The sequence below is a fragment of the Thermobaculum terrenum ATCC BAA-798 genome (genome assembly GCF_000025005.1).
GTDB lineage: Bacteria > Chloroflexota > Chloroflexia > Thermobaculales > Thermobaculaceae > Thermobaculum > Thermobaculum terrenum.
Genome location: NC_013525.1, coordinates 1,852,472 through 1,865,488 on the forward strand (window position 1 = coordinate 1,852,472; position 13,017 = coordinate 1,865,488).

The window sequence follows — 13,017 nt, forward strand, 5'->3', positions numbered from 1 at the left end:
GCATTGATTGATGGAAGCTACACTTACTGTTGACACTAAAGGGCTACAACAAGCTGCAGAGATAGCTGAAGAAGCCGTCAGGTCGGGGGACCATCCTACAGCTGTGATCGCTGTGGCCAATGCGGAAGAAACACTGTGGTCTCATGTAGTTCCCGGGCAAGATAACGCTAAGATCGAGAGCATATTCCTCTTAGCATCCATCACGAAGCCCATCACCGCTACAGCTGTAATGCAGATGGTGGAGAGAGGAAGGTTACTGCTAAGTGATCCGGTGATAAAGTATGTACCTGAATTTGGAAAACATGGAAAGGAACACGTTACGGTATTTCACTTACTGACCCACACGAGCGGCCTAGCTGAGGAGTGGGCATGGCAGCAGATGCAAACTGTATCTCAGCCAAGTCATCACGAATTAGTGAAAGCCGCGTGTGAGAGCTACCTACAGTTTGAGCCTGGTACCAACTACCAATACTGCTCTCTTAGCTTTTCCATACTCGCGGAAATAGTCTCTCGACTTACAGGGCTGCGATTTGCTGAATACCTCTCAAAATACGTTTTTGAACCTCTCGGCATGCAACACACATCGTTTGCCCCTGCAGATAGAACTCTTGCTATGCCTGTTCATGATTTCGGGAGTGAAGAACAATTGGAAGGCTTCATTAGGATGGAAGTAGCAGGGGGAGGCTTATGGAGCACAGCTAGCGATATGGTCAAGTTTGGGCAAGCATTTCTTAGGGGTGGTCAGCTCAATGGATACAGGCTCCTAAGCCCGCCGGCAGTGAACACAATGACCAGGCTATATACTCATGGGATGAAGGAAGTCACACCCGAAGGCCAGCGTGATGCAGCCTACGCTCTGGGATGGGGAAAGAGGCGTAATGATGCTGATCTATTGGGATCGGAAGAGATGTTCATGCATGGAGGAGCTACGGGGACACTGCTGGCAATAGACCCCAAGTGGCAATTGGTGTTTGTTTATCTGACTAACAGATGGGATGTAGAGCACGATACCGCTCGTAAAATCCTGAACGCAGTGTATGGCTCTATAACCTAGCTGAAAATATCGCTGCAAAAATCGGTATGATTTTATAAGAATTCATTACCATGAACATGTTAAAGGGGTTCAAATATTGAGCGGCAGTGACATTTGGCAAATGTCAGTAGACGAACAGATAAAGATAATCAAACGTGGTGCAGAGAAGATCCTTCCTGATGAGGAAGCTTTACGCTATAAGCTGACCACAGCTCAGAAGGAAGGCAGGCCCCTCCGTGTCAAGTTGGGTATAGACCCCACAGTAACCGATATACATCTAGGACATACCGTGCCTCTGCGTAACCTGAGGCGGTTTCAGGATCTTGGTCATACAGCCATACTCGTACTTGGGGACTTCACGGCTACTGTGGGGGACCCTTCAGGGCGCAGTAAGGCCAGACCTCCTCTGAGCCATGAGCAGGTGCTAGAGAACGCGGCCACCTATAAGGAGCAAGTATCCAAGATATTGGATCTTGAACGCGCTGAGGTTGTCTACAATAGCACCTGGCTGGCGAAGTTGACTCTTAAGGACCTCATCTTTATAGGCTCCCACATCAGTGTCAAGAGGATGCTAGAGGGGGAGTACTTCGGGCGAAGATTTGAGGATCCAGATCAGACTGTGTTCCTGCATGAAATGTTCTATCCCATTATGCAGGGTATGGACTCCGTGTCGATTAATGCAGATATAGAGCTCGGAGGTACGGACCAGGAATTCAATTGCCTCATGGGGAGAGACTTACAAAGACTCTACGGTCAGGAACCACAAGTAGTAGTCACATTTCCTCTGCTACCTGGTCTGACGGGGACAGAGAAGATGAGCAAGAGCTTGGGCAACTACGTAGGCGTCTCCTGGGGAGCACAGGAGCAGTTTAACAAGCTAATGACGATGAGCGATGATCATATAGGTATTTACTACAGGTTGCTCACAGACGTGCCCATCGAGGAGATAGAGGAGAAAATTCAGGCCATACAGAACGGACAGGCCGATCCTAGAGAGGTCAAGAAGCAGCTCGTAACAGAGATCGTATCACAGTTTCATGGGCCTGAAGCGGCCAGGAGAGCAGCAGAAGATTACGAGAGATACGCTGAGATCAGGCGTACCGGTGGCAAGACTGATCAACTACCAAGCAACATCCCTGTTGCCAAGATAAAGCTTAATCCGGAGGGAACTAGACTAACTCATATATTGGTAACAACTGGTATGGCTTCCTCCAACAGTGAGGCAAAACGTCTTATCCGTCAGGGAGGAGTTAGGCTTCGGGGTGAGGTTGTCAAAGACGACACTCACGTGATAACGCCAGGGCAGCTGCATGAAGCTCTGCTACAGGTTGGATCAAGGACTCCGGTTATCCTACAGGAGGAATAACCATGCTTGAGATAAGGGTAGGCGAAGGTACCCTCCGACTCATCCAGGGAGACATTACCACGGTCAAAGCGGATGCCATAGTAAATGCAGCTAATGCTAGCCTCAGTGGCGGTGGGGGAGTAGATGGAGCCATTCACCGAGCTGGGGGCCCCAGTATCATGGAGGAATGCCGCCGAATAGGTGGTTGCCCTACAGGAAGTGCAGTGATCACCGGAGCTGGTCGTCTATCAGCTAAGTATGTTATCCACGCTGTAGCCCCTATCTGGAGAGGAGGGAAAGCTGGCGAGGAACAGTTACTGGAAAGTGCCTACAGAAAAAGTCTGGAGCTAGCTAATCAACATTCTGTGCACAGCATAGCCTTCCCTTCTCTTGGTACCGGCGCATATGGATACCCTTTACATCTGGCTGCACCTGTTGCACTAAGAGTATCCATAGAACATCTACAATCAGGCAAGGAGCCGCAAGATATAACTTTTGTCCTCTGGGGAAACGATGCAATGGCAGCGTTCGAATCGGCGCTCGATGCACTCGCCAAGGAGAAGAATCTTGTTGCATGATCCCATCCTGATCATGGGACAAACCTATTATCTATGATGTGATCAGAAAGTTTTGCAAGTTTTGCAAGCAGGAGATACCTGACGGGAAAAATGGCTAGTTCACGGTTACATATAGTCGCTGGGAAACTCTAAAGATAAAGATTAGATTCTTAGCTACAGGTGTAAGCTTCAAAAGAAGCGAGCGTCTGCCAGAAGCATAGCAGACGCTCGCACATGACAAATGCAAAGTCCCTGGTATTATCCTAACCCTTAGGCTCTTCGCCTGATGGTGCCGGAGGTGACGGAGAAGGCTGAGATGGCTCGGCAGATGGTTGCTGAGTGTTAGGTGGTATGATCTTTATTCGTGACTGAATCTTTGCCTTACTATATAGCTCTTCAAGGAACTTAGGTATCATGCTGTTAATCTTGTCTTGTTTGGCCAGCTCCATAGCTCTGTCCTTGACCTGATCAAAGGGCATCTGTACTCCACCCTTGCGATCTATCATCTTGACGACCGCGTAGGAACCATCAGGCAGCCGTATAGGATCACTCACATCCCCTACGGCCATCTGCATCACAGTCATTCCTAGCTGCGGGTCTAGCTCGTTCAAGGACTTGTAGCCCAGGTCCCCGTTCTTCTTAGCCCTTTCTGGGCTCTTGCTGCCATATTTGGCTATCACTTCTTTTAGGTCTTTACCATCTCGCAGCGCCTGTGCAGCATCGGCAGCCTGCTGCTCATTATCCGTCACTACCTGGCCAAGCCTTAGCTGTTCCTGGGATTGAAAAACTTGTGGATTTTGATTATAGAAGTTCCTGGCATCCTGCTCGGTTACCTTTACCTGAGGAGCCAGCATTTTATCGAGCAGCGCCATCACTCTGACTTGCTCACGCAGCTGGTCACCTGTCATGTTCTGACCCTGAGCTATCTCCTCTATGCTCTGGCCAGGAAAGGCTGTTTGCAGTTGCTGGAGAGCCTTCTGCATATCCTCATTGGACAACGATACCCCCCGCTTACGGGCCTCCTGCTCTATCAGCTTGGTGATCACCATATCACTGATCAAATCCTGGCCATACCTCTTCTCAAGCTCCTGATAGAACTCCTTGTTGGTGATCTTCTCACCATTAACTACTGCTACGATACCATTAGGGTCAAAGTTCGCTGTAGATGCGGTGGGGACAGGAGTAACCTGAACAGTTGGGGCACTTGAGGTCTCAGGAGTACTAACAGTAGTAGGTGATGGCATCAGGGATATAGGCTCTGCTACTGTTGCTGCAGGTGTAGGAATCTGCTGAGATCTCTGCTCTTGAGAGCTAGTGGGACCGCATCCAGTTATCAGGACTGAGAGAACCAGTGCAGTGGGGACAACACGTCCCATTACCTTACATACCTGCCTTCTTATACTCAATATGCCTACCTCCAGATGCTTAGCTCAACCTCACCATGTTACTTTTTATGGACTTGCAATGATAACCAGTAAACCTGAGAGATGTCAAAACCCCTATGCTGGAGAAAAACATCATCTAAGTATGCATGCAGAACACTACTTAGATCTAGGCAAAATAGTACGGAGTATATCTATGGCTTCCTGCAGGACGTCACTGTTCACATCCATAAAGGGCCGTAATCGTATGCCCTTCTCACCGCACTTAAGCAATATCACTCCCGCCTTCAGTGCTTCATGATGGACCAGATCCCTAAGCTCATGGTCAGGTAGATCGAAAGCCACGAGTAGCCCTCTCCCTCGGATGTTGGAGATAGCAAAACCCTCTTCCCTAAGTCCTTCGAGCTGCTGTAAGAGGAACTTACCTTGGCGAGAAGCGTTCTCCAGGAGATTATCCTCAAGGATAACCTGTATGTAGCGCTGTCCTCTGACCATATCGACCAGATTACCGCCCCAGGTAGAGCTTATCCTACTGGGCTCTACAAACACGTTATCCTCGACCTCATCCACCCTGCGGCTTACTGCTATACCACACACCTGCAGCTTCTTCCCGAAGACTATGATATCTGGCATGACACCTAGCTGTTCAGCCATCCACCATGTACCTGTCATGCCCATACCTGTCTGGATCTCATCGTAGATAAGCATTACCTCACGCTCATCGGCAATCTTGCGTAGTTTCGCAAAGAACTCGGGTCTGAAGTGGTTATCACCACCTTCGCATTGCACAGGCTCGATAATGATCGCTGCGATATCATCCTGATATCTATCAAGAGCTGCCTCTATCTGGGCGACACTCCTCTCCTCAGCTTCCTCAACCTCTGCAATAACCTCAGCGGTAATTGGGAAACGTAACTTGGGATTCTCGACTCTAGGCCAATCAAACTTTGGAAAGTACTTGTACTTACGAGGATCATAGGTGTTCGTCAGAGATAGAGTATATCCCAGCCTGCCGTGAAAGGCCTCCCTAAAGTGTATGACTTTAGTCCCCTTTTCTCCCTTGCCTCTTGCAAGGTTCTTCCGCACCTTCCAATCGAACGCTACCTTGAGAGCATTTTCCACAGCGGGCGCTCCACCAGCTACAAAGAACAGGTGCGGGAATTCTGGAGGAATAACGTATTTTGCCAAGGTCTCAACAAACTCAGCCATCTCAACAGTGTACACATCGGAGTTTGAAGGGTTGATCAATGCTATCTCCGCTATCTTGGCTGCAAATTCAGGATCGCGCATTTTGGGGTGATTGTGCCCCAGGGGAGCAGATGAATAAAAACTGAACAGGTCTATGTAGCGCCTGCCAGTCGTCTCATCCACGAGATATGAGCCCTGGCTTCTTCTGTAGTCATATACCAGTGGCAAGCCATCCACAAGGATGTGGCGAGCCAAGCACGTATGTACATCCGCAGGTGCGATCCTCACGGGTTCAAAGCCCGTCCTCACAACTGTATCCATACCCTTTACCCCCATAAAATTGATATGTTAACCACCCCTCGTGATCCCCTCAGTGTATTATATGCTTGCTCTGTTGGGTTTTATATAACCCTTGCGGGTAATAATGGAGTCATAAACGCCCCATCCCCAAAGGTGTCAGACTTTCGTGCGCCTAGGGGTTGAATTTCTTCGGCATCCGGGTATACTTCTTGCCAACCCTTGGGAAAAGAGTATGAGGAGGGTCCAAGATGTTCACTCGGGTGCCTGTCAAACCTGTTCGCCTGGATTCCTATGAAGGAGTTGCCCCTGACGAGCAATTAGCTGAGATTCAGAGGCTCAGCAACAAGTTCAAGGACGCCAGAGTGCTTCACGTAAACGCCACAGCTTTTGGTGGAGGGGTAGCTGAGATACTCAGCACGATGGTTCCTATGATGCAGGACCTTGGCATGCATGCAGAGTGGCAAGTCATTCGGGGTGCGACTGAGTTTTTCGAGGTAACCAAAGCCTTCCATAACGCCCTACAAGGCATGCCCATCCCAGTTACCCAGCATATGCTGGATATTTACCTGCGCTACAGCAATATGAACGCTGATCTGTTCGATGAAGATTACGACTTTGTAGTGATGCACGATCCGCAGGTGGTAGCTATTAGGCGACTCCTGAAGGAAAGGGGTGCAGGCACGAAAGGTTTCTGGATATGGCGATGTCATATAGATCTTACGGACGCTCAGCCCAAGGTATGGGAGTTTATAAAGCCCTATGTGGAATGCCACGATGCCGTTATCTTCACAATGGAGAAGTACGTCAAATCTGGGCTGTCTGTTCGGCACATAGCAATCATCCCCCCGGCTATTGATCCCCTAAGTCCCAAGAATGTTGAATTGCCCGAGTCGACAATCCATGACGTCCTATCAAGGTATGGCATAGATCAGACTCGCCCACTTATATCGCAGATATCACGTTATGATCCGTGGAAGGACCCTCTTGGTGTGATAGATGTCTATAGACTGGTCAAGAAGGAAGTACCAGAGTTACAGCTTGCCATGGTAGCTACGTTGGCAAGCGATGATCCCGAAGGCATAGACTGGTTCGGGAAGACCGCCAGGCATGCCGGTGAAGACCCTGACATCTACCTGCTGGCAAGCACTAAGGATAACAGTGTCGATGTCAATGTCTTTCAAAGATCCTCCCAGGTTGTCCTTCAACGCAGCAAACGTGAGGGATTCGGTCTGGTAGTGACAGAGGCACTCTGGAAAGGTACTCCGGTTGTGGGCACAAGTGCGGGCGGCATTCCCATGCAGGTTTTAGATGGAGTCAACGGATTCATAGCCGATAACAACGAACTGGCTGCTGAGAAGGTAATCTGGTTACTGAGGAATCCTGATGACAGGATAAGAATGGGTGTTGCTGGCAGGGAGCATGTCCGTCAGCACTTCCTTATTACTAGGTATCTACTTGACTATCTACGACTATTCGACAAGCTGTATAGTGAGCGGTCAACAGAGATGGCTGCCACACAGGATGATCATCAACAGGTGGTGGAAGGGTAATGATATGTTTTATTGCTGCAACACCCCGCAGTTTTGTTGTATCATGTAGAGATCAAAGTGCATACAGGGCAAGAACCAACTAACTACAGGAACGGCCTAGAGCGTAAGCTACGAGCGTTAGCAAGCTCTCTCTACGCTATAGCCGTAATTCTTGTTCTGTTCGTGATCAATTACCCGCAATTGCATTTGGCATCTAGTCGCGTTGGCGCAAATCTAATCATCCTGGGAGCTGTAATCTCCATAGTTCTTATTTACTTGGTGCCTTGGGATAGCTTGCCACGAAGCTTGTTTCTCCTGATGCCTTTAAGCTCTATATCGCTACTAGCCGGACTAGTCTATCTTACCGGTGGGGAACATAGTCCCTTTCAGCCACTGTATATGTTACCGGTAGTATTTGCTGCCCTCTACTATGAGCTGACATCAGCCCTTCTTATTGGATTGATGGTAGTAATTGCTGCTTTCACCCCTATGATCTACTCAGATGTATCCAGTCGTGGTCTGGTCGAGCAGGCAGTCCTGTCGGTAGCGTCCCTTGGAGCAACAGCCATCGGAGCCCTAATGAAGGGAGAAATCATTCGCCTGCGTCACAGAGAGCAGATTTTACGCAACAACCTAGAGGACGTATGGACTCGTAGTCGTCAGCTGCAGCGAGAGACTGAGTTAGAGCGCCGCCGCAGGATACAGCTGGAAGCTGTTCATGCCGTCGGACAGGACGTGCTGGCCGTGATATCTCCGGAGAATGTCCCAGATGTAGTAGTAGGTGCAATCCATAGAAATCTTGGATATGACGCCGTCATACTGGCACTTACTACTGAGGATTCCTCCGAGCTTAGCATCGTGGCTAGCTACAGAACAGATGGCAAAAAGACCGTCCATGGCAATATCAACGCTCACCCACTTATTAACAGATCCATACAAGAACGTAAGAGCGTCTACTCAAATGACCTCTTACAGGAGAAGGGCGTAGGGGGAGTTGCATGTCTCAGGGCCAGGTCGATGGCAGTTATCCCTATCATAATAGATGATCGTCCCGGGGGAGTACTAATTATAGAGAGTCGCATGGAGAACGCATTTGATACTTCTGCTATAACCGCTCTGGAGTCGATCGCTGATTACGTATCCCTAGCCCTACGCAATGCTGAGTGGTACCGCCAACTTTCAGAGAAAGCCTCCAGGGATCCCCTAAGTGGCTTTCTCAACCATCGTGCATTCGTAGAAAGGGTTGCGGAGGAGATCGAGCGATCACGTCGGCTTTACACAGGTCTTTCTATATTATTCTTCGATCTCGACCACTTCAAGCAGGTCAACGACACCTTTGGGCATGAAGTGGGTAATAAAGTTCTCAAGGAGATGTCGAGAGTAGCTCGTCAGACGCTAAGATCCATCGACGTACTGGGGAGGTTCGGGGGTGAGGAATTCGAAGCTATTCTCCCTGGAGCATCTATAGACGACAGCAAAGCTGCAGCAGAACGCCTGCGATCGGCTATATCTGGACACCAAGTGGTTCTTGAGGACGGGAGGACGATAACACTTCAGGTTTCTGTGGGCGCAGCCACCTATCCTTTTGATGGTGCCACCCCAGAAGAGCTCATCCGCAATGCCGATGCAGCTCTCTACGAAGCCAAACGTAGGGGGCGTAACAAAGTCGTGCACTATGCAGACATGAGACAAGATCCACAGCTTGAACCTATGGGCGCATACTAGAAAAATATATGCATCAAATATCCTCCTATCTGCTAGCATATCTTTGAGCTCTTTAAGTTGGAGTCCAGGAGGGAATATGTCGCAGCAAGAGAACCCCAAGTATCTTTGGTGGAACCACAGGATTATCCCTTGGGAGGAGGCCACAGTCCACCTGACCGACTACTGGTGGGCATCGGTTACAGCTGTATTCGAGGGGATAAGAGGCTATTGGAACAATGCCGAAGGTGAGATGTACATCTTTAGGCTCGAAGATCACGCTCGCAGACTTGAGCAGTCCATGCAGTTGATACGCATGCCAAAAGAGTTCACAGTGGACGAGATATGTCAAGCCACAATAGATCTGGTTAGGGCCAACGATTACAGGGGAGACGTCTATATCATGCCCTTGGCATACGCGGTAGGCAATAAAGCCTTTAGCGTAGTTGGTGATAGAACCACAGAGATGTTCATCTATTCTAGACCTGCTGTGTCAAGATTAGAGGAAGATTTTTCCTTACATGCTTGCTACAGCTCATGGACGAGAATCAACGAGAGAGTACTTCCCCCCAGAATTAAGGCATTGGCCAACTATCGTAATAGCCAGCTGGCATCCAGCGAGGCTGCTATGAACGGTTACGATACAGCCTTATTCCTCAATCCTGAAGGTAAAGTTGCCGAGGGTACGGGATCATGTGTATTCTTCGTTCGTAAGGGCAAGCTCATCACACCTGATATCACCAGCGGAATACTTGAGAGCATTACCAGAGACACTGTTATTCACCTGGCAAGGGAGGTCCTGGGCCTTGAAGTAGAGGAAAGGGTAGTGGATCGTACGGAGACCTACCTAGCAGACGAGGCCTTCCTTTGTGGTACGCATGCCGAGATCACTCCCATAGCTTCGATTGATCGACACGAAATGAAGCACGGAGCCCCTGGTCCTATTACCCGTCAGCTACGTGACATCTACCGAGAAGTGGTTTATGGTAGAGACTTCAGATATAGAAACTGGCTTACTCCAGTTGGCATGGGCGTCAGGGCAGAACAATAGTGAAGCAACAGGTATAGCGGGCATGAACTTCCGTAGACAAACTATTCTTGCCGGCATAGCGTTTGGGGCGATTACCTCGGTTGCTGACATAGCTGTAATGCTGCTGACCACGCCTTCACCTTCTTCAAATCAAACAGCGCCAGGGGACATAGGCACACAATGCGTAAACCTTATAGTTACCATGATCTTCTACACCGTTTGTGGTTACATGGCAGCAGGGCTGACCCGCGACGTATCACAGGGGCTTAGAGCAGGTGGGATTGCGGGCATAGTCACATCTATTATCGACAGCTTAGCTATTACAGCACTGGGTATTGTGCCTTTGAGCGTGGGGGATATTATAGCTCAACTAATCTTCATTGCCGTGCTTAATGTACCCATAGGACTGGCTCTAGGCTACGTAGGAGGAACATATAGTGCTCCCCGGAATGCTGCATGAAGGCAGGAATTATCACCAGATATGCACCTGATTCTGGAGGGTTTCATCAATGCTCTACAACTTATATTTACCTTCGACAGGCTCACTTACGAGATAGCGCTACTCTCTCTCGTAGTCTCGGGCATAGCAACTCTCGCAGCAGCTATTACGGGTATACCTTTAGGAATAGCTCTTGCCTCCAGAGATCTCCCCTTCAAGAGGCTTCTGGAGGCAGCTATCAACACCAGTATGGGGCTACCGCCGATATTGGTAGGTCTGGTGATTGCGTTGCTGCTCTGGCGCTCTGGACCACTCGGAGACCTGGGATTGATCTACACCCCAGCAGCTATGATAGTAGCTCAATTCCTGGTAGTTGTCCCTATAACAACCAACCTCACACGCAGCGCCATACTCAGCTCTAATTACGAGCTCATAGAAGCTATGCGTACCGATGGCGCTTCGGAGCTCCGCATCAGCTACGAACTGGTCAGGCTGCTTAGACAGCAGATAGTAGTAGCAGTAGCTGCAGGATTCGGGAGGGCGATAGCTGAAGTAGGAGCTTCACTTATAGTGGGCGGTAACATCCTGCATTACACCAGGGTATTGACCACAGCCATCGCCCTGGAGGTTAACAGGGGCAACTTCGATCGCGCGATTGCCCTCGGCATCATACTCCTGTTAATAAGTCTGTTGGTGAACTTGTTACTCCTGGCTTTGGGGAATAGATCTATTCCTTTTCCATCTCGGCTCAGCGCCAGTTAGAAATCCAAACGCAAGTGGAGATGGGCCACGTCATCCCCATCTCCAGAATCTTTACTAAGCATATACCCACTGCACGTTAGCACGCACACAATATGCAGGTGATCGAACTCGATACATGTCAGAATGGGTTAATCCCAAAAGAATCTAACCCTATTGTTGATGAGCTATTTCTCTTATCCGGTTGACTCGATCCTTGATCGAAGGATGAGAGTGCAGCAGCACTTTGGTTATCAGCGGTGGGTCTGGATCCACCAAGTTGGATTCTTGCAGTCTCTGCAGCGCTGATACTAGTGCTTCAGGCTTGCGGGTTACGCGCACAGCGTACTCATCCGCGGCATACTCCACTCTTCTAGAATAGGCATTGATCAGAGGCATCCCCACCAGAGTAATCAGCTGCAGAAGTAAACCTAGCAACGGCATGTTTGCAGGGGATGATAGCTCTTTATCTCGATATCTAGAGGGCAAAAGACGAGTGGCCACAGGGAAGATACGAGACAATAAGAACATCGATAAAGTTGTGGCGAGGCTGCTTATACCGACCATCTTCCATGTGTCACGCCTAACTTGGTGACCTAGTTCGTGAGCTACGACGGCCTCTATTTCGTCCTTTGGAAACTGGTCCAGCAAGGTATCAGCCAGTACTATGCGACGACTCCTGCCCAGACCTGTGAAGAAAGCGTTCGACTTCTTGGTACGTCGACTCATATCCATGCGCATGACACGAGAGATCTCAACCCCTTCTCTGGAAGCCAGCTGTCGTAGCTCACTCTCGAAGTCGGGGTCTTTTATGGGCTCGTATTTATTGAACAGAGGGGCTATAAGCACCGGAAACAGTTCTGAAAGCAATGCTGTGAAAGGTAGCATAGCTGCCGAAACTATCAGCCACCAGCGGCGCGGCCATCTCCTCACGACCTGATAGAAGGAGGTTACCAGAGGTACGCCAAAAGCTACGGAGAGGGTATGAACTTTTAGCTGGTCCAGCAGCCAGTGGCGCAAGCGTTGTGTACTGAGATTATAACGCCATTCCAGGATATACCCTGAGTAGAAGGCTATTGGTAAAGAGATCAACCAATCCAGCGTTGACAAAATGGTTACAAAAGCCGGCAAGCGCAACCTAGCAGGAACCCTCCCATCAAGGAACCTCCACAGCAGCATTGGCAGACCAAGCAGTATAGCCAGGACATTTATACAGATCCCAACTAGAGTGGAGAGTACCCATAAGAGCTCTTTCTGACGGCTGTACTTTATCGCCTGCTGGAGCTTATCTGATTCTCCCATACATCCTCCACGGTCTTCGCTACATACTTCTGTGATGTTATATAGCGAGCACCAGGATATAGCAAACAGATACCTCCGAGAGGCACAGTTCCTGCGAAGTATGCCCCGGAGGTGATGAAGATGCCACAAAACTATGAGCAGGACTACAGAGTCATAAGTTCTCAACTCTCCCAAGCTCCTAATGAGGTACTACAGGAGCTAGGAGGAGAAGAGGCTGAGATTGCATCTATGGCAGCTGCTGGCATTAGCCTTGAGGATGTATGTAAGCAGAAGGGGATGCAGCCTGATCAGGTATGGGCGATACTTCACAGGGCTTTGGATCGTCTACAAGGTACCAGGTGGGCAGTTGGTCCAAGCGGAGATATTCGTCCCCTTGATGCCGACGAGCTAGGGCATCCCAAGGAAGGCATCTAGGTCGTGTCAGTCTTTGGTATACTCCTTGCTCGTAAAAATACTTGTCGGTGAGGGGGTAT

12 protein-coding genes are annotated in these 13,017 nt (G+C 49.4%); 9 read left to right on the forward strand and 3 right to left on the reverse strand.

What is annotated here, in order from left to right:
* Positions 1-10: 10 nt before the first annotated feature.
* The 3 genes from TTER_RS08710 (at position 11) to TTER_RS08720 (ending at position 2,956) form a co-directional block, all read left to right on the forward strand.
* Entirely contained in the window at positions 11-1,054 is a 1,044-nt protein-coding gene (locus TTER_RS08710) for a serine hydrolase domain-containing protein (RefSeq protein WP_012875653.1), read from the forward strand.
* A gap of 76 nt (positions 1,055-1,130) precedes the next feature.
* Complete coding sequence (tyrS, locus tag TTER_RS08715; protein ID WP_012875654.1) at positions 1,131-2,399, forward strand: tyrosine--tRNA ligase; 1,269 nt, start codon at positions 1,131-1,133, stop codon at positions 2,397-2,399.
* Positions 2,400-2,401: 2 nt separating this feature from the next.
* Positions 2,402-2,956, forward strand: coding sequence for an O-acetyl-ADP-ribose deacetylase (locus tag TTER_RS08720; protein WP_012875655.1), 555 nt, complete (start codon positions 2,402-2,404; stop codon positions 2,954-2,956).
* Positions 2,957-3,198: 242 nt separating this feature from the next.
* Here TTER_RS08720 and TTER_RS08725 read toward each other — a convergent pair whose 3' ends face one another.
* Positions 3,199-4,341, reverse strand: a complete 1,143-nt coding sequence (locus tag TTER_RS08725) for a peptidyl-prolyl cis-trans isomerase (protein WP_012875656.1) — start codon at positions 4,339-4,341, stop codon at positions 3,199-3,201.
* A gap of 135 nt (positions 4,342-4,476) precedes the next feature.
* Positions 4,477-5,826, reverse strand: coding sequence for an L-lysine 6-transaminase (gene lat / locus TTER_RS08730; RefSeq protein ID WP_012875657.1), 1,350 nt, complete (start codon positions 5,824-5,826; stop codon positions 4,477-4,479).
* Between the two features lie 227 nt (positions 5,827-6,053).
* Here lat and TTER_RS08735 point away from each other — a divergent pair, with 227 nt between their 5' ends.
* The 5 genes from TTER_RS08735 (at position 6,054) to TTER_RS08755 (ending at position 11,266) form a co-directional block, all read left to right on the forward strand.
* A complete protein-coding gene (locus tag TTER_RS08735) occupies positions 6,054-7,355 on the forward strand; it encodes a glycosyltransferase (RefSeq protein WP_012875658.1) in 1,302 nt (433 codons plus the stop codon).
* Between the two features lie 378 nt (positions 7,356-7,733).
* A complete protein-coding gene (locus tag TTER_RS14800) occupies positions 7,734-9,059 on the forward strand; it encodes a sensor domain-containing diguanylate cyclase (protein WP_169302659.1) in 1,326 nt (441 codons plus the stop codon).
* 76 nt (positions 9,060-9,135) lie between these two features.
* A complete protein-coding gene (locus TTER_RS08745; RefSeq protein WP_012875660.1) occupies positions 9,136-10,086 on the forward strand; it encodes a branched-chain amino acid transaminase in 951 nt (316 codons plus the stop codon).
* On the forward strand, positions 10,019-10,525 hold the full coding sequence (locus TTER_RS08750) for a hypothetical protein (RefSeq protein ID WP_169302660.1): 507 nt from the start codon (positions 10,019-10,021) through the stop codon (positions 10,523-10,525). The genes TTER_RS08745 and TTER_RS08750 overlap by 68 nt, the downstream gene beginning before the upstream one ends.
* A 21-nt stretch (positions 10,526-10,546) precedes the next feature.
* Positions 10,547-11,266 (forward strand): ABC transporter permease, encoded by a 720-nt coding sequence (locus TTER_RS08755; protein WP_012875662.1) that lies wholly within the window; start codon positions 10,547-10,549, stop codon positions 11,264-11,266.
* Positions 11,267-11,416: 150 nt separating this feature from the next.
* Here the strand turns inward: TTER_RS08755 and TTER_RS08760 are convergent, their stop codons facing one another.
* Complete coding sequence (locus tag TTER_RS08760; protein ID WP_012875663.1) at positions 11,417-12,544, reverse strand: M48 family metallopeptidase; 1,128 nt, start codon at positions 12,542-12,544, stop codon at positions 11,417-11,419.
* A gap of 120 nt (positions 12,545-12,664) precedes the next feature.
* On the opposite strand from TTER_RS08760, the gene TTER_RS08765 reads away from it, so the two are divergent.
* Positions 12,665-12,958, forward strand: a complete 294-nt coding sequence (locus tag TTER_RS08765; RefSeq protein WP_012875664.1) for a hypothetical protein — start codon at positions 12,665-12,667, stop codon at positions 12,956-12,958.
* Positions 12,959-13,017: the final 59 nt, after the last annotated feature.